This is a genomic window from Candidatus Peribacteraceae bacterium (assembly GCA_041661065.1).
In the GTDB taxonomy this organism is placed as follows: Bacteria; Patescibacteriota; Gracilibacteria; order Peribacterales; family Peribacteraceae; genus CAIKAD01.
Genome location: JBAZVD010000001.1, coordinates 621,977 through 638,981, shown reverse-complemented (window position 1 = coordinate 638,981; position 17,005 = coordinate 621,977). Strand labels below are relative to the sequence as shown.

20 protein-coding genes and 1 tRNA gene are annotated in these 17,005 nt (G+C 60.2%); 12 read left to right on the top strand and 9 right to left on the bottom strand.

The annotated features are described in order from the left end of the window. Positions 1–58 precede the first annotated feature (58 nt). Both WC698_02935 and WC698_02930 read right to left on the bottom strand, forming a co-directional pair. Positions 59–1,426 (bottom strand): S-layer homology domain-containing protein, encoded by a 1,368-nt coding sequence (locus tag WC698_02935; GenBank protein ID MFA6039191.1) that lies wholly within the window; start codon positions 1,424–1,426, stop codon positions 59–61. A 48-nt stretch (positions 1,427–1,474) separates the two neighbouring features. After that, on the bottom strand, positions 1,475–2,335 hold the full coding sequence (locus WC698_02930) for a hypothetical protein (protein MFA6039190.1): 861 nt from the start codon (positions 2,333–2,335) through the stop codon (positions 1,475–1,477). A 206-nt stretch (positions 2,336–2,541) separates the two neighbouring features. On the opposite strand from WC698_02930, the gene atpD reads away from it, so the two are divergent. Beyond that, the gene (atpD, locus tag WC698_02925; protein MFA6039189.1) at positions 2,542–3,912 is read left to right on the top strand and encodes a F0F1 ATP synthase subunit beta; all 1,371 of its coding nucleotides are present in this window, start codon (positions 2,542–2,544) and stop codon (positions 3,910–3,912) included. Positions 3,913–3,970: 58 nt separating this feature from the next. Beyond that, positions 3,971–4,402 (top strand): ATP synthase F1 subunit epsilon, encoded by a 432-nt coding sequence (gene atpC / locus WC698_02920; GenBank protein ID MFA6039188.1) that lies wholly within the window; start codon positions 3,971–3,973, stop codon positions 4,400–4,402. Between the two features lie 118 nt (positions 4,403–4,520). Here the strand turns inward: atpC and WC698_02915 are convergent, their stop codons facing one another. Next, entirely contained in the window at positions 4,521–4,904 is a 384-nt protein-coding gene (locus WC698_02915) for a hypothetical protein (protein ID MFA6039187.1), read from the bottom strand. A gap of 150 nt (positions 4,905–5,054) precedes the next feature. On the opposite strand from WC698_02915, the gene WC698_02910 reads away from it, so the two are divergent. The 7 genes from WC698_02910 to atpG all read left to right on the top strand — a co-directional run bounded on the left by WC698_02910 (position 5,055) and on the right by atpG (position 10,211). After that, positions 5,055–5,315: an AtpZ/AtpI family protein gene (locus tag WC698_02910; GenBank protein ID MFA6039186.1), complete on the top strand. Its 261-nt coding sequence runs from the start codon at positions 5,055–5,057 to the stop codon at positions 5,313–5,315. 97 nt (positions 5,316–5,412) lie between these two features. Continuing rightward, positions 5,413–6,231 carry a F0F1 ATP synthase subunit A gene (gene atpB / locus WC698_02905; GenBank protein ID MFA6039185.1) on the top strand — a complete coding sequence of 273 codons (819 nt, stop codon included), beginning with the start codon at positions 5,413–5,415 and terminating at the stop codon, positions 6,229–6,231. Positions 6,232–6,350: 119 nt separating this feature from the next. Further along, the gene (gene atpE / locus WC698_02900) at positions 6,351–6,620 is read left to right on the top strand and encodes an ATP synthase F0 subunit C (protein ID MFA6039184.1); all 270 of its coding nucleotides are present in this window, start codon (positions 6,351–6,353) and stop codon (positions 6,618–6,620) included. 98 nt (positions 6,621–6,718) lie between these two features. After that, positions 6,719–7,225, top strand: a complete 507-nt coding sequence (gene atpF, locus WC698_02895) for a F0F1 ATP synthase subunit B (protein ID MFA6039183.1) — start codon at positions 6,719–6,721, stop codon at positions 7,223–7,225. Next, on the top strand, positions 7,222–7,617 hold the full coding sequence (locus WC698_02890) for a F0F1 ATP synthase subunit delta (GenBank protein ID MFA6039182.1): 396 nt from the start codon (positions 7,222–7,224) through the stop codon (positions 7,615–7,617). The genes atpF and WC698_02890 overlap by 4 nt, the downstream gene beginning before the upstream one ends. A 6-nt stretch (positions 7,618–7,623) precedes the next feature. Beyond that, complete coding sequence (gene atpA, locus WC698_02885) at positions 7,624–9,186, top strand: F0F1 ATP synthase subunit alpha (protein ID MFA6039181.1); 1,563 nt, start codon at positions 7,624–7,626, stop codon at positions 9,184–9,186. A gap of 104 nt (positions 9,187–9,290) precedes the next feature. Then, positions 9,291–10,211: an ATP synthase F1 subunit gamma gene (gene atpG / locus WC698_02880; GenBank protein MFA6039180.1), complete on the top strand. Its 921-nt coding sequence runs from the start codon at positions 9,291–9,293 to the stop codon at positions 10,209–10,211. 46 nt (positions 10,212–10,257) lie between these two features. Here atpG and WC698_02875 read toward each other — a convergent pair whose 3' ends face one another. From WC698_02875 to rpsU, 3 genes are all read right to left on the bottom strand, one after another. Then, positions 10,258–10,647: an STAS domain-containing protein gene (locus WC698_02875; GenBank protein ID MFA6039179.1), complete on the bottom strand. Its 390-nt coding sequence runs from the start codon at positions 10,645–10,647 to the stop codon at positions 10,258–10,260. 181 nt (positions 10,648–10,828) lie between these two features. Next, a complete protein-coding gene (locus WC698_02870; protein ID MFA6039178.1) occupies positions 10,829–11,212 on the bottom strand; it encodes an STAS domain-containing protein in 384 nt (127 codons plus the stop codon). 150 nt (positions 11,213–11,362) lie between these two features. Then, positions 11,363–11,578: a 30S ribosomal protein S21 gene (gene rpsU / locus WC698_02865; protein MFA6039177.1), complete on the bottom strand. Its 216-nt coding sequence runs from the start codon at positions 11,576–11,578 to the stop codon at positions 11,363–11,365. A gap of 222 nt (positions 11,579–11,800) precedes the next feature. Here rpsU and gyrB point away from each other — a divergent pair, with 222 nt between their 5' ends. The 3 genes from gyrB to WC698_02850 all read left to right on the top strand — a co-directional run bounded on the left by gyrB (position 11,801) and on the right by WC698_02850 (position 14,520). After that, complete coding sequence (gyrB, locus tag WC698_02860; GenBank protein ID MFA6039176.1) at positions 11,801–13,840, top strand: DNA topoisomerase (ATP-hydrolyzing) subunit B; 2,040 nt, start codon at positions 11,801–11,803, stop codon at positions 13,838–13,840. A gap of 144 nt (positions 13,841–13,984) precedes the next feature. Continuing rightward, positions 13,985–14,188: a hypothetical protein gene (locus WC698_02855; GenBank protein ID MFA6039175.1), complete on the top strand. Its 204-nt coding sequence runs from the start codon at positions 13,985–13,987 to the stop codon at positions 14,186–14,188. 38 nt (positions 14,189–14,226) lie between these two features. Then, positions 14,227–14,520, top strand: coding sequence for a hypothetical protein (locus tag WC698_02850; GenBank protein MFA6039174.1), 294 nt, complete (start codon positions 14,227–14,229; stop codon positions 14,518–14,520). 173 nt (positions 14,521–14,693) lie between these two features. On the opposite strand, the gene hisS is transcribed toward WC698_02850, so the two are convergent. The 3 genes from hisS to WC698_02835 all read right to left on the bottom strand — a co-directional run bounded on the left by hisS (position 14,694) and on the right by WC698_02835 (position 16,962). Further along, complete coding sequence (gene hisS, locus WC698_02845) at positions 14,694–16,040, bottom strand: histidine--tRNA ligase (protein ID MFA6039173.1); 1,347 nt, start codon at positions 16,038–16,040, stop codon at positions 14,694–14,696. A gap of 86 nt (positions 16,041–16,126) precedes the next feature. After that, positions 16,127–16,669, bottom strand: coding sequence for a histidine phosphatase family protein (locus WC698_02840; GenBank protein MFA6039172.1), 543 nt, complete (start codon positions 16,667–16,669; stop codon positions 16,127–16,129). A 216-nt stretch (positions 16,670–16,885) separates the two neighbouring features. After that, positions 16,886–16,962, bottom strand: a tRNA-His gene (locus tag WC698_02835). Positions 16,963–17,005 lie beyond the last annotated feature (43 nt).

Sequence of the window (17,005 nt, the reverse complement as noted above, 5' to 3'; positions counted from 1 at the left end):
GTCAGAGATTCTCCCTGACATTCCTCGGTATCGTCGGAGTCCTCGGACTCTTCTATTATCATCGCGATGCAACCGCATCCGCCCCCTTCGTCAGCAGATTCAGGGTGCGGTACAGCCACACGGCCGCGTCGGCGCGCGTGGAGGGGAGCCCGGGCATGAAGGTGGGTTCCAGGATCAGACCGTTGGCGGAGGCGGTCCTCACGGATGCCGCATACCACACGTCCTCCGCAACATCCGGCGGCAAGGTGGCCGTGGAATTCGTCGGCAGTTCAAGCGCCGCGACCAAGATCTTCATCGCTTCGGCGCGCGTGATCTGCGCATGCGGACGGAAACGAGCATCGTCGTATCCCTTCACCCATCCCAACTCCTTGGCGGCGCACACGGCGTCGGAGAACCACTGGCCTTCGCGCACGTCCGGAAAACACCCGGCTTCGTTCCTCGCTTCGCTCGGAACTTCGCCGAGGCTTCGAAAGAGGAGCGTGGTGAACTCCGCGCGGCTGAGCGCACGCAGAGGCTTGTAGGTACCGTCGGGGTACCCCTTCACCATGCCCTGTTCCGCCAGCGCCAGGATGGCCGTGTAGCCGTACCGTCCCGGCACCACGTCCGGGAAAGGGCTTGGGCTTGCGGCAGATGCACTGCTCCTCCCTCCCGCGGACGAGACGCTGCTCTGCATGCGCCCGTACGCTTCGCGGCGGATCTCCATCTCGTTCTCCCGGTAGGCGATGGCGCATTGGAGGCCGTTGCCGGTCCGCCAGTCGTTGGTGCACACGTTGTGGCCGGAGTAGTAGGGATACCGCCCGATTTCATCGCACTCGTACCCTTCGCCCACCGTCATGTCGAAGCGCTGCAGATAAAACGGCCGGCACTGCACTCCTTTCAGTTCTTCCATGCGCCGCTGCATGGCCGGCGTGAGGTCCGCGGCGGTGTAGGAATCGAAGAAGGCGCGGTCGTCCGTGATGTAGGTGAGGCCCAGCCGCCTGTTCATCTCCGCAACGCCGCCGTAGGAAGCGCCCCCGCGGTCATGGCATTGCTTGGGTCCGTTGACGAAGCCCGTGCAGAAGAACGTGCCGCAGTTGTAGCCCACCTCCTGAACTTCCCCTTCGCGCATGACGTAGAAGGGGTAGCAGCCGATGCCCTCATACTTCGTCCTGGCGGACGCTTCCCCCTCCGTCACCGAACCCATCTCGCTGAAGTACACCGTCGAAGCGCGGTCATACCCGAGCGCCTCCGCCACGTCGGCATCGAAGTCATGGAGGCGGAAATCGGTGATGGCGAGCGGAGCGGCCTTGGCGACGGCGGCGCTGAGGAGGAAGAGCGTCATGAAGGCGAGGACACCCAGGACCGAGAAAGGCGTGTTGCGGATGAGGGCGAGGGAGAGGATGTGCGCATCCCGGCGTCGGGAAGCGGCATGCGGGGCGGGGAACATACGAGGTGGGGGAAAGGGGGAGGGGATGGATGCGGGGGAGAGATCACATCATTGTTGCAGGATGACGGAGGTGTTCAGGCTGCCGGCATTGATGCGTGAGGTAACGTCCGCAGCGGCATCCGCAACGACGTCGGCCGTTTGCGGGGAACCTCCGGCGTCCGCGGCATTCTGCTCAATGGAGGTCAGGTTCTGCGTGAGGGCGTTCACGGTTGCGTTTACGACGGTGTCGGCGTTTGCCCCCACCGAGGCGCCGGGCGCCGCGGAGCCGGAACCCGTCTGCGCGCCGACCTGCAGCAGGGCGGCGTTGTTCTGCGAGAGGGCGTTGATGGCCTGCGAGGCGTCGGTGGCGGCGTGCGCGGAAGCGGCGGCGTTCTGGGTACAATTGCTGCCGCAGTTCTGGATGACGGTGACCGTGTTGTTGTTGGTGATATTCTGCACGGCGTTGACGACGGTGTTCGAAACGGCGTCGAAATCGATGTACGGACCGTACCATGCATAGTTGTTCTCCGTGGCCTGCACAATCTCATGGAGCGCGCCGGCGGGCGCCGCAGGCGTGCGTGGCATGCCGTCGCCCGAGGCGGGGTAGGACGGCGCAAGTACTTCCTGATTCACACCGGGCAACGCGGCATACGTCGGCTGAGGCGCGGGGTCCGAAGCAAAAACGTCCCAATCCCTGCCGAACTCGGTGGGAGGAAAAGCCCGGGCATCGCGGTCGGTCGTTTCCCCCGCTTGGGCCAGGAGCTGCGTCGAGGGGCGCAGGAGCGCTTGCGGCCTCTGTACGAGCAGTGCGAAGAGGGAAAGTTCCCAGGTACGGAGCGATGCCGGTCCCGCGTGGACGGACATGCCCAGGGGGGCCGCAGCCATGCCGGTGGTGATGGAGGAGGAGAGGAAGAGGAGTCCAAGGGTCATGGAGGCCGCAGCGCGCCGGAATCCCCGCATGGCACCCCTCCCGTTTCCGCCTGATGGAACAGTGAACATAAGAGAGAGAAGGAAGAAGGAAGTCGCCTGCGGAGACGATTGGCAGGGAAGGGTCCTTACACAATTTCGATTTGACCCTTGGCAAGGAAAATATCCTCCCCTAACATGGTTCGGCTGTTTCGCATTCCCACATCCGTATGCCAGGTAACGTTTCTCAGGTCATCGGTGCAGTCGTCGACTGCACGTTCCCCCAGGGAGAGACCCTCCCGCCCCTCTTCACGGCTCTCAAGACGGCGGTCGGGAAGGAAGTGCTGATCCTGGAGGTGCAGAACCACCTCGGAGGCGGCATGGTCCGCACCGTCGCCATGGGCGCCACGGACGGCCTGCAGCGCGGCACGCCAGTGGAGAACACCGGCGCCCCCATATCCGTGCCGGTCGGCAAGGAGACGCTGGGGCGCATGTTCAACGTCCTCGGCGAACCCATCGACGGCCTCCCCCCCGTGAAAGCAAAGAAGTATTACCCCATCCATCGCGATCCGCCCTCCTTCGTGGAGCAGTCCACGGAGACGGAAATCTTGGAGACGGGGATCAAGGTCATTGACCTCATCTGTCCCATCCTCAAGGGTGGGAAAGTGGGATTGTTCGGCGGGGCGGGCGTGGGCAAGACCGTGGTCGTCAAAGAGCTCATCCGCAACATCGCGGAGGAGCACAGCGGCCTTTCCGTGTTCGCCGGGGTGGGGGAGCGCTCGCGCGAGGGGAACGACCTCTACGGGGAAATGAAGGAGTCAGGCGTGCTGGAGAAGACGTCCCTCGTGTTCGGACAAATGAACGAGCCGCCGGGACCGCGCCTGCGCGTGGCGCTCGCCGGGCTCTCCATCGCCGAGTACTTCCGTGACGAGGAGCAGAAGGACGTCCTCCTCTTCATCGACAACATCTTCCGCTTCACGCAGGCGGGCTCGGAAGTCTCCGCCCTCCTCGGGCGCGTGCCCTCCGCCGTCGGCTACCAACCGACGCTCGCCACGGAAATGGGCCAGGTGCAGGAGCGCATCACTTCCACCAAGAAAGGCTCCATCACGTCCGTGCAGGCCATCTACGTCCCCGCGGACGACCTCACGGACCCGGCCCCCGCCACCACGTTCGGCCACTTGGACTCCACCATCGTGTTGACCCGCTCCCTCGCCGAACTCGGTATCTACCCCGCCGTGGATCCCCTGGATTCCACCTCCACCATCCTGGCGCCCGAGACCGTGGGGCAGGAGCACTACGATACGGCTCGCGCCGTCCAGCGCGTCCTCCAGCGTTACCGCGAACTGCAGGACATCATCGCGATCCTCGGCATGGAGGAGCTCTCGGAGGAAGACAAGCGCGCCGTGCACCGCGCGCGCAAAATCCAGCGCTTCCTCTCGCAGCCCTTCTTCGTCGCCGAGGTCTTTACGGGCTTCCCCGGCAAGTACGTGCCCATGAAGGAGACCGTCCGCTCGTTCAAGGCCATCCTCGACGGGGAGCTGGACGACGTGCCGGAGCAGGCCTTCTATATGAAGGGTGGCATTGATGAAGTGAAAGCGTAAGGCGTCCCCGTCGTATGGACGCGGCATGCCGCGTCCTGCCCATCCCACCATCACGATTATGCTTCGCTTCCAGCTCATTACACCGGACCGCGTCCTCTACGAGGGCGACGCCGAGTCCGTTTCGCTCCCCACACCCCAGGGCGAGATCACGGTGCTGCCGCACCACATCCCGCTCATTTCCATCGTGGTGCCCGGCACCGTCCTCGTGCGCGGAAAAGGGGAGGAGCACATCTTCGCGGTCACACGCGGCGTAGTGGAGATTGACGGCGCTTCCCTGCGCGTGCTGGCGGATACGGCGGACCGCGCGGATGAGCTGCAGGAAGAGGCGATCGAGCAGGCCAAGAAGGAAGCCGTGCGGCTGCAGAAGGAGAAGCGCGACGACGCGGAAGGGTTCGCGGAAGCCACGGCCATCATGGAGCGGGAGATTGCCAAGCTGGCGGCGCTGCGCAGGAAGAAGGCGCGGGGCAAGCAGCCGCGCATCGAGCAGTAGCGAAGCCGCTGATCACACTGAGGAGCGTCGCTCTGACAAGCGACGCATGTTCCTCCAATCTTCACGCAACGGAAAAAAAGGAGCAGGACATCCGTGTCCTGCCCCTGTCCACCTTCCCTCACACAGGGATGCTCATGCGCTTGGATTCCACCAATGCCTTGAACTCCGGTGACAAAATCAGGACAGAGCACTGGTCAAGAGGTGCGTTGTGATAGTGGAAGACAGACCACACTACTGCCAATCCGGTTTTGCCGAGCACGATCATGCGCGTCGCCGTGAAGAGTCCTCCGTTGTCATCCGGAATGGACTGTCGTGTCAATTCAATCCAATTTCCATCGGGGCTCTTGTGCGTACGTTGGCTCTTCCATGAATCTTCGATGATCTTGAGGGTGACGTCGGGGGGGCAAACGAAATCAATGATTTGTTCACCCTCCGGTTTCCTGATGATAAGCGTTCCAAGGACACGTTCTCTCGTTTCCGTGAACGAGAGATGGTGGGGCATCGATTCCCACGAAAGCTCGAGATGTTCCATCACAAATTCTCCACTGTGAGAGTAGGGAGGGGATCTGACCCCTCCGAGAAAAGAAGAAGGATCAGGTGGCTCCCTACGCGGGGGTGACAAAGATCGAAGAGAATAGAGTACACTGTTTCCATGCCCGATCAACCGCCGGAAACGCCGAGAATGAAGGAAGAACGCCTCCGCGACGCCCTTTGGCTCGCGGTGCGCCTGGTGTGGGACATGGGGTGGATCATCGCCATTCCGGCCGTCCTTTTGGGTTTCTTCGGGGCGTATGTGGATCGGTGGCTGGGGACCTCGCCAATTTTCATTCTCCTCGGCCTCGCCTTGGCGCTCGCCCTCTCCTTCCTCGGCGTGAAGAGGAAATTGAAGGAGATACTGGAGAAGAGGTTTTAAGGAAATGAGAAATTTGAAATGCCAAATGCGCAATGGGGAGGGATAGACCATATTTCGCATTTCCTATTTTGCATTTTGCATTACAATCGGCCTACTCATGGCATCCGTCGAAGCCCCCACACTGGCCTCCGAAACCATCGCTCACCTCGGGTCGTTCGAGATCCGCAATACGCTCATCATGGCGTGGCTGGCGATGGCGGTGCTGATCATCGTCGCATTGTTCACGCGCGCCACCAAGTACAAGGAGGTGCCCGGACGGTTCCAGAGCCTGATGGAGATGATCGTGGAGGGGTTCTTCAACTTCTGGGATTCCGTGGTGGGGGATAGGAAGCAGACGCGGCTGTTCTTCCCGCTCGTCACCACCATCTTCATCTTCCTCGCCACGGCCAACTGGATGGGCATCTTCCCGGGCGTGGGTTCCATCACTATCGAGGGCATGCACAACGGGCACCTGGTGGACATGCCCATCTTCCGCTCCATGAACGCGGACGTGAACATGACGCTCGCCGTGGCGCTCATCTCCGTCATTATGACCCAGGTGTTCGGCGTGGTGATGCTCGGCATCCTCCCGTACGCGGGCAAGTTCTTCGTGCCGCCGTGGAAGGACCCCATCGGCACGTTCATCGGCATCCTGGAGCTTCTGGCGGAAATCGCAAAAGTGATCTCCTTCTCCTTCCGTCTCTTCGGCAATATCTTCGCCGGGGAAGTGCTCCTCGTCGTCATCTCTTTCCTCATGCCCTACGTGGCGCCCATTCCGTTTTTGGGTTTGGAAATTTTCGTAGGGTTCATCCAAGCACTGGTCTTTTCCATGCTCACACTCGTCTTCCTCAAGATGGCCGTGACGGCGCACGGGGGACATGAGGAGCATGAGGGGCACGGCCACGGGGAGTTGGCGCCTGCGGCGGTAAAGGGATAAGGTGCGCGTTCCTGAGCAAATAATGTGCATAGGAGTGCCTTCTTAGACCCTTGCTTGCTTCTTGACATATCATTACACTCTTCCCGCTCAATTTTCCCCTACCTTTTCCCTATCATTCTATGGAACCCACAGAGGTCGCGCAGGTCGCGGCGCAAGCAGCAGGCGGTATGTTCTCCGACAAGAACTTCTTCGTCGCCATGACGATGGTGTTCGGATCCATGATGCCCGCCCTCGCGATCGGCTGGATCTCCAGCAAAGCGATGGAGGCCATCGGACGCAACCCGGAGGCCGCTTCCAAGATCCAGACGGCCCTGGTGCTCACGGTCGCCTTCGCGGAAGCGATCGCCATCTATTCGTTGGTGGTAGCACTGATCATTAAATTCGTCTGATCTCTCTGACGTGTTTTCGCGGCTAGGCCGCGCTCCGCGCCCCGATGGGGCGCAGCTACGTGCTAGATCATTCCTGACCCGCTTCTCATCATCCTTTCATGGAACTCCTTGAAAAATTAGGCATCAACTGGGGCTTGCTCATCGCGCAGGTGGTGAACTTCGCCATCGTCGCGGGTGTGCTCACGTACCTGGTGTACAAGCCGGTTCTCAATCTCATCGACCAGCGGAGTGAACGCATCCGCAAGGCCATGGAGGACGCGAAGAAGATCGAGGACCAGAAGAAGGAGATGGATGCGTTCCGCGTGGAGCAGATGAAGAAGATCGACGCGGAAGTGGGGGCGTTCTTCGAGCGTTCCAAGAAGGAAGCGGAGGAAATGCGCCAGCAGATCCTGGGCACCGCGCAGGAAGAGGCGAACCGCATCCTCCAGAAAGGCGAACAGCAACTCAAGGAGGAGCGCGCGCGCGTGCTGGGCGAAGTGCAGGGCAACGTGGCCGCCATCATCGTCCGCATGACGGAGAAGATCCTGGAACGCGAATGGTCGCCTGCGGACCAAAAGAAGCGCATCGCCGACCTCACCCAAGAACTTTCCACGGCTTTCCGATGAAGATCACAGCGGAAGACATCGCGCGTTGGCTCATCGAAACCTTCACGTCCCTCCCTCAAGCGCAACATGCCGAGGCGGCGGATGCCGCGCTCGACGCGCTGCGCAGCCACGGCCTCTCCCGGGAAGTGCGCACGTTCCCCCATACCGTCCGCCGCATGCTGGAGAAGCGGGGGATGGTGTTCGCGGAGATCGTCACGCCCGCCGAGGACGGCGGGGCGGGGCACATCGCCTCCGCCATCGAAGCCGCCATGAAGAAGAAGGTTTCCCTCACGCACAAGGCGGACCCCTCCCTCCTGGGCGGAGCGCTCCTGAGCATCGGTGACGAACGCTTCGATGCCTCGGTGCGCGGGTCCCTGAACCGTTTCCAACAATCCCTTTCCTCCACCATGTAACGGCGCATGTTGATCCGCCGCTCCGATTATCCCCCCACCCCTATGACGCTCAGCCAATCATTGATCAAGACGCTCGAGGAGCGCATCGGCGCCTACAAGAAGGACGTGGCGCACGAACACGTAGGCACCGTGGTGGAGGTGGGTGACGGGATCGCAAAGATCCACGGCCTCTCCCGCGTGGGGGCGGCGGAAATGCTGGACTTCGGCAATGGGGTGCTGGGAAGCGCTCTCAACCTGGAGGAGGACATCGTGGGAGCCATCGTCCTGGGGGACTTCAAGAAGATCAACGAAGGGGACACCGTCAAAGCCACGGGGCAGATCCTCTCCGTTCCGGTGGGCGACGAGCTCATCGGGCGTGTGGTGAACCCGCTCGGCGAACCCAAGGATGGCGGCCCGGCCTTCTCCCGTGCCCAGATGTACCCCGTGGAGAAGATAGCCCCCCGCGTCATAGAGCGGAAGGGGGTCAACACGCCGCTCCAGACCGGGCTCATGGCCATCGATTCCATGATCCCCATCGGCCGCGGCCAGCGCGAGCTGATCATCGGCGACCGCCAGACGGGGAAGACGGCCGTTGCCATCGACGCCATCATCAACCAGAAGTCCACGCAGAAGACCGACCGTCCCGTGATCTGCATCTACGTCGCCATCGGGCAGAAGGAATCCAAGGTGGCGAAGATCGTGGATACGCTCCGCAAGCACGGCGCCATGGAGTACACCATCGTGGTCACCGCCGGCGCCGCCGAACCCGCCTCGCTCTCCTACATCGCCCCCTTCGCCGGCACGGCGATGGGCGAGTACTTCCTGGACAAGGGGAAGGACGTGCTCTGCATCTACGACGACCTCAGCAAGCACGCTTGGGCCTACCGTCAAATTTCGCTGCTGCTGCGCCGTCCCCCGGGACGCGAGGCCTACCCCGGCGACGTGTTCTACCTCCACTCCCGCCTTTTGGAGCGCGCGGTGTGCTTGAGCGAGGAACGCGGCGGCGGAACGCTCACCTCCCTGCCCATCATCGAGACGCAGGCGGGCGACGTTTCCGCCTACATCCCCACCAATGTCATCTCCATTACGGACGGGCAGATCTACCTGGAGAGCGACCTCTTCTACAAGGGGATCCGCCCCGCACTCAACATCGGCATCTCCGTCTCCCGCGTGGGATCCGCCGCCCAGCGGAAGTCCATGAAGAAAGTGGCCGGCAAGCTCCGCCTGGACCTGGCGCAGTACCGCGAACTCTCGGCCTTCTCGCAGTTCGGCAGCGACCTGGACGCCGCAACCAAGGCGCAGCTGGACCGCGGCGCGCGCCTCACCGAGATCCTCAAGCAGAAGCAGTACGAGCCCGTACCCGTCGGCGAACAGGTCGCCGTCATCTACGCCGGCACGAACGGCTACTTGGACGAGATACCCGTGGACCAGGTGAAGAAGTTCCAGACGGAATTCCTCGCCTTCCTCGCCGCCCAGCACGCGAACGTCCTCGAGCAGCTCAGCAAGGAGATCACGCCCGATGCCGAGGAGACGCTGAAGAGGCTGCTGAGTTCTTTCAAGGAAGAGAAAGGATATTCTTCTACGAAGTAGTATTCAGTATTGCGTATTACGTATTACGTATGATGAGTGCCGAGTTGATACGAAATACGTAATACATCATACGAAATACGACACAAGTTCTCCCTTCATCCCACATGGCCCGCAGCCTCCGCGACCTCCGGCGCAAGATGACCGCCATCCGCTCCACGCGGCAGGTGACCAAGGCCATGGAATTGGTCTCGGCATCCAAGATGCGCCGCGCCGTGGGGGCCGCGCACATGCTGCGCCAGTATGCAGTGACGTCCTGGCGCATTCTCCAACGCATCGCCGTCGCGAGCCCGGGCATGCATCCCTTCCTGGAGGAACGTCCCGTCTCAAACGTCCTCGCCATCCTCTTCTCCTCCGACCGCGGCCTTTCGGGCAGCCTTAACGCGCAGCTCTTCCGCGCAGTCGGCGCCTACTTGGACGGCTTGAAGTCAGTCAGCGGCTTCTCCAAGGTGGATTTCGTGGTCACGGGAAGGCGGGGTCACCAGTTCCTCACCCGCGCGGGGCAGAACGTGATCGCAGCGTTCCCCGCGCTCAGCAACCACCCCACGTTCAAGGACGTGCTGCCCATCGCACGCATGGCCACGGAGGGTTTCCTCAACGGCACGTATGACCACGTGGTCCTCCTCTATCCCGATTTTGTTTCGCCCCTGGTGCAGGACCCCACGGTCAAACTCCTCCTGCCCTTCACGCAGACCGCGCTCAAGGACATGATCGATTCCCTGGGGATGCGCCACCGCGGGAAAGCCGCGACGGAAGAATTGAACGGCATTGCGGAATACAAGTTCGAGCCTTCCCGGGAGGAAGTGTTGCGCACCATTTTGCCGCAGCTCACCGAGATGCAGGTGTACCAGGGGGTGCTGGAAGCCGCCGCCTCGGAGCACTCCGCGCGCATGGTCGCCATGCGCAGCGCCACCGATAACGCCACCTCGATCCTCGACGACCTCACGCTGACGTACAACCAGACGCGGCAGGAGAAAATCACTGCTGAACTCTCCGAACTCAGCGCGGCGAAGGCGGCGTTGGACTAAAAATCCCCTTCACGCGCAACGGCGGAAGGGGAGGGGATCAGGACGCTCATGACCATTCGGGGTCACATGTCAGCGACACCAGTGCCTTCTCCACACATGGATAGGTAAGGAAGAGTACATTCAATCGCATGATTCTGAAGACCTCGGTGAGGGCAGGGTTGACAGCGCAGAAGCGGATCGTGCTGCCCAAGTTCTTCATGTGCGATGTGAAGCGGATGAGCTTGCCAATGGCGGCGGAGGCGAAGGTGCTGACCCTTTCGAAGTTGACGATGACGCTGTAGTCGGTGGGGATTGGCAATCGAGCCAGCTCTTCCCCCAACATCTTGATCCATTCCTCTTCGATACAGTATTGCTTCGTGAAGGTGATGATAATGGTGGCTCCTTCCGTCTGCACCGCGATACAGCGAAAACCATTCAAATCGTCTGTTGTGGACATACCTGCCTCCTTCAAAAATGACAAGAAACGAAAATCCTGAACCGAAGATAATATTATACTAAATTTTGTTATTGTCAAATTCTTGAATGCACTCCAGTACAACGCAATTCCCAAGAAAAGACTCGTTGATAAAATCCCCTTAGCCAGTGCGAAGGGGATGGGGTACAGGAGGTCTTGTCCGTTACAGAGAGGCGAAGGCGTCTGCCTCCGTCTCAACGATGGAGAACAGCTGGTCCAAACGAGTGGTGAAGAACACTTCTCTGATGTTCGGAGGCAAACTGCACATCCGCAATCGCCCCTTCCTCTTCTTTACGGCACGCTCCAAGAGTATGCATTTGTTGAGTACTGCACTGGAAGCGAAATTCACTTCCTTCCACTGGAGGATGACGTGCGTGTTCTCTTGCAGAAGAGGGGGCGTTCCATCATCGGACGGTGCGACGAGTGCCATGCATTCCTGGCCTAGTTCCTTGATACTCGTCGGGTTAAGGATATTGCGATCCAGCAAGGTGACGACGGCAACATTGCCTCTTACTTCCACGCTAATGTGCTTTCGTTCTTGAGTCATGACGAATCTCCCTATGGTTAAGTGAAAGAACGACCTCCTGAACGAAAGTACTTTGATACAACGGATAGGGAAGTCAATGCTTGGAACAGCACGTATGGAAAAGACACAGTGTGGTGCGCAAAAGTCCGCATCGTTCCGCAGGAACACACATCACATGTTGCTGTAGAATTGCTTCTTCTTGTTCTCCGAGCGGAACTGCTCGCGCTTAAGGGCGCGGATGCGCTGGAGGCGGCGCGTGAGGGGCTTTTTGTAGTGGGAGCGCTCGCGCATCTTCTTGAGCAGGCCGGACTTCTGCACCTGCTTCTTGAACCGCTGCTGGAGCCGGTCACCCGATTCGTCGCCGTGCTTGATTGCGAAAATTGCCATCGGGGAGAGAGTAATGGACAACAGTTCCAGAATCAAGAGAAGACCGCTTCGTATCGTGTATTTCGCAGCACGTATTACGTATGGCAGTGATAGCGGCGCATACGCACTACGTAATACGTTATACGAAATACGAACAAATAAATAGTACAAAGAACATCCCATTCATTCCATGCAAAGCATCCGTTGCAGGGGCATCAAAATACGGATAAACTCCACTCTGATATGGCTAAGAATCAGTACACAGCTGAGCAAATAATCGTGCTCGAAGGTTTGGAACCCGTGCGGAAGCGTCCGGGGATGTACATCGGTTCCACGGACCAGCGCGGCCTCCACCATTTGGTCTATGAGATCGTGGACAACTCCATTGATGAAGCCATGGGGGGGCATGCCACGCAGATCAACGTGACCCTCAACGACGATGGTTCCGTGGCGGTGGAAGACAACGGCCGCGGCATCCCCGTGGACATCCATCCCGTCACCAAGCGCCCCGCGCTGGAAGTGGTGCTCACCACGCTGCACGCCGGAGGGAAGTTCGGAGGGGACGAAAGCGGATACAAGGTCTCCGGCGGGCTCCACGGCGTGGGGTCCTCCGTCGTCAACGCGCTGAGCGTCAAACTGCGGGCGGAGGTATTCCTCGACGGGTACACGTACATGCAGGAGTACAAGCGCGGCAAGCCGACGATGGATGTGAAGAAAGGCGCCAAGACCGCCAAGCACGGCACGCTCATTACGTTCTGGCCGGACAAGGAGATCTTCGATATCACGGAATGGAACCTGGACATCATCCTCACGCGCCTGCGCCAGCAGGCGTACCTCACGCGCGGGATCACCATCTCGGTGCTCGACGCGCGCAAGAAGCGGCCCGCGGAGGACGAGCAGTATCCGCGACTCTACCGCTTCCACTTCGAGGGCGGGATTTCGGCCTACGTGAAACACTTGAACGATTCCAAGGACGTCATCGGCGAGCCCATCTGGTTCGAGAAGGACACACCCGACGGGTTCGTGGAAGTGGCGCTGCAGTACTCGCAATCCTTTCAGGAGCACGTGGTGAGCTTCGCCAACAACATCCACACCGTGGAAGGCGGGCATCACCTAACGGGCTTCAAGGCGGCGCTCACGCGCACCATCAACGCCTACGCGCGCAGCTTCCAGATCCTCAAGGAGAAGGACGAGAACCTCTCGGCGGACGACGTGCGCGAGGGGCTCACGGGCGTCATCAGCGTGCGCCTGCGGGAGCCGCAGTTTGAAGGGCAGACCAAGGGCAAGCTGGGGAACGCGGAAATGAAGACGGCGGTGGAGACGGTGGTGAACGAGAAGCTCAGCCAGTACCTGGAGGAACATCCCTCCGAGGCCAAGGACATCATCGCCAAGTGCCTGCTGGCCGCCCGCGCCCGCATGGCCGCCCGCGCCGCCAGGGACAGCGTGATCCGCAAGGGCGCCCTGGACGGCATGACGCTCCCCGGGAAGCTGGCGGACTGCTCCAATAAGGACCCCAGCCAGTGCGAGCTGTACATCGTGGAGGGTGATTCCGCCGGCGGCTCCGCCAAGCAAGGCCGCAACCGCGAGTTCCAGGCCATCCTTCCGCTCCGCGGCAAGATCCTCAACGTGGAGCAGGCGCGCCTGGACAAGATGCTCGCCAATAACGAGATCAAGGCGCTCATCATCGCGCTGGGCATCGGCGTGGGCGAGGTGAAGGAAATGTCCAAGCTCCGCTACCACCGCGTGGTGATCATGACCGACGCCGACGTGGACGGCGCGCACATTCGGACGCTGCTCCTCACGCTCTTCTTCCGCTACTTCCCGGAACTCCTGGAAGGCGGGTACCTGTACATCGCCCAGCCGCCCCTCTACAAGATGCAGAAGGAAAAGGAGGTGCTCTACGCGTACACGGACAAGGAGAAGGCCGCCATCCTCAAGGGGTGGGGCATCAACGAACAAGAGGTGCAGGAATCGGAGGAGAAGGCGGAAGCGACGGAGGAAACGGAAGAAGCGGAGGAGGGTACGAAAGAGAAGAAAGGGAAGACGGAGGTGAAGCGTAAGCCCCGCGTGAATATCCAGCGTTACAAAGGTCTGGGGGAGATGAACCCCGAGCAGTTGTGGGAGACCACCATGGACCCTGACCGCCGCATGATGCTCCAGGTGACGATGGATGATGCAGAGAAGGCCGATGCCACATTCACGACGCTCATGGGGTCGGAAGTCGCCCCCCGCCGCAAGTTCATCCAGACGCACGCCAAGGGTGTGAAGAATCTTGATATCTGAGGTTGAGGCGACCTTTATTATCTTGAGAAAGGATTCCGACGTTACCGAGGATTCCGAAGAACAAAAGAACAAAGGAACGTGTATCTTCCGCATGACAATCATCGGACTCTTCGGAATCATCGGAATCCTCTATACTCCCCCTGCATGAAACAGTTCCTCTTCGTCCTGTTCATTCTCATCTGGGCGGCCGTCGTCCTCCTCTTCGGCAAGCGGTTCTTCCGCGCGCTGCGGGCGAGGAAGTGGGGGGATATCATCCTCTACGGCATCGTGCTCTCCTTCCTCATCACGTTCGTGGAGTGGTTCGTCTACTACGCCTACGCCCTCGCGAACCCGCAGGTTTTCCTGTGAGCCTTGGATGATCACCGCCGTGCCGCTATCCTCTCCCCATGCACACGCCGTGGGCGTTCATCGTCGCGGGGGAGAGCGCCATAGCCCTGGCGATCATCGCTGCGGCCTTATCCCTCCGCTTCCGTTTCCACAGGAAGATCATCATCACCCTCTGCGCGATGCTCTTCATCGCCGGGGCGGCGACGGTCTTGCGGTGTCCTTTGTGCGTGGATTGCGGAGGCAAAACTTCACAAGGAAGTCCGTGGAGCGGTATCTGCTGCGTACAATCCTGGCGATCCGCAAAGAACATCCTCTGGTGGGACCTGATCACGGAACCGGGGGAGTGGAAATGATGACATACCGGAGTGTATATGAGGTGTCTCTCAGGGATGATACCGACGTTGCCGAAGACTCCGAGGATTCCGAGGAATGTCATGGAAATACACTCGTGTGAAGAGAACAAACTTCTTCGGAATCTTCGGAATCGTCGGACTCCCTTCTTGCATCAGGGCAAGCTTCGGTATTCTCAGTCTTCATCAACGTCCCCCATCTGGTCCTTGAGGACGTATGTGTCCAGGTTCGTCTCGCCCAGGAGCTTGGTCACCTGCGGGATCGCCTGGCCGTACTTGATCTGCTTCTGCTTCCCGGCCTTCATGTCGCGCAGAATGATGGTGCCTTCCTTCACTTCCATCTTGCCCAGGAGCAAGGTGTAGCGCGCCTCGAACTTATCGGCCAATCGCATCTGGCTCTTGAGGCTGGCTTCGCCGAGCGCACCGATGGTGTGGACGCCGAGTTCACGCAGTTCGGAGATGAGGGTAAGGCACTGCTTCTTGGCTTCCGGCCCCAGCTGTGCCACGAACACGTCCACGTGGTCCTTGTGCGGCACCTGCACGCCGGCTTCCTTCATATGCCAGATCATGCGTTCCAAGCCGCCCGCGAACCCCACGCCGGGAGTGGGCTTTCCCCCCAAGAGCTCAATGAGGCCGTCGTAACGCCCTCCGCCGCCCACGGCGTTCTGTGCGCCGGTGGATTGGTCCCAGAATTCGAAGACCGTCTGGGTGTAGTAATCCAACCCGCGCACGAGCTTGGGGTTCTCCACGTACCGCACGCCGAACGCGTCCAGGTATTCCTTGAGCGTCGCGTGGTACTGCTTGCTCTCTTCGCTCAAGTAGAAATCAAGCGTCGGCGCAGCCTTGAGGAGGATCTGCGTGTCCTCGTTCTTGGAGTCCAAGATCCGCAGCGGGTTTGTCGCCAAACGCCCGCGGTCTTCCTCCGGAAGCCGGTGTTCCTTGCCTGTGAAGAAATCCCTGAGGCCTTCCACATACGCCTTGCGGTTCTCCGGCGTGCCGATGTTGTTGAGTTGGAGGGTGAGGCGGTCCAGGATCTTCACGTCCTCCAGGATGTTGGTGACCACGTGGATCAGCTGCGCATCCAAGCTGGGATCCTTGAGCCCGATGATCTCCAAGTCGAACTGATGGAACTGGCGGTAGCGTCCTTTCTGCGGACGGTCGTAGCGGAAGCACTGCCCGATGGCGTAGAGTTCCACGGGCTGCGGGAGCTGTTGCATGCCGTGCTCTACGTAGGAGCGGCAGATGCCCGCGGTGAATTCCGGACGCAAGGCGAGGTCTGAGGGTTCGCTCCCGTCCTTCTTGCTGCCCGCAACGAGGAAGAGCTCCTTCTCCACGATATCGGTGTGCTCCCCGATGCCACGCTCAAACACCCCGCGGTACTCGTACATGGGCGTATCAATGCGCTTGTACCCCGCCTGGCGGCAGCGGTGGCGCACGGCCTTCTTGATGTAGGTCATGTACTGGTGGTCCTCGGGGAGGACGTCGTGCGTGCCCTTGGGTGTGCGGAACAGGGGTTCAGCCATAAGAACCTCGCATGAGGCTCCAGGGACGGTACCAGGAGGAAGCTCTTTTGACAAGGCAGGGGATGGGGGTTTGGGGGTTTCTGAAGCTATAAGGTGTATTCCCATCCGGGTTGCCATGCCTTGGTATGCCGCCAATCCTCAGCGATCGCTTGCTGCCAGGTCTTTCCCTTCACCAGCGCATCAAGAGCAAGCTGGGGAGCCTGATGGGCGACGATGGCCACTTGTTTCCCGTTGTATTCCTGTTGGAGGAAACGGAGAAAGTCTGCCATTCTCCTCTCCACATCCCGGTAGCTTTCGCCCTGCGGGAAGGGCGTTTCCACAAAGGAAGACAACGTTCCCTTGAAGGAATCTGAGCGTTGATTGGTATAGAGACCGTAGTTCACTTCTCGCAGGCGCATATCTGGAATAATGGGATATCTTTCTCCGAATGCGAGGCTCACCGTATCTACCGCTCTTTGGAGATCGGAACAGAAGACAGCGTCGAAGCGTTTGTGGCGGACAAGTGTACCGAGTTCCTTGGCTTGCCGTATGCCACGTTCGGAGAGAACGCCTGGATTCCAACCGGTAGCCACACCCCGTTCATTGTCGGTGGTAGTTCCGTGCACGAAGTACGTGATGTGGACAGGCATAGGACGAGCAGCTGTAGGGTACAGGAAAGCGGAGCGCGGATCATGACACTCATTGCCAATACATGGGGCGAGCGATGGGTTTGCCTGCCCACCGTAGTCCCGAGCAAAGCCGAGGGACGAAGGTGGGAACCCACGACCTTCAGCCTCCGCTCGTTGCGACGAGCTACGGTTGACAGGCCAAGGCCACAACCTGGCGCTCCACATTCAAAGTACACATGGGGCGAGCGATGGGTCTTGAACCCACGACCTCCAGGGCCACAACCTGGCGCTCTAACCAACTGAGCTACGCCCGCCACGTGCAGAGGAATAGTACGTGGAAACACAATGTATTACCAG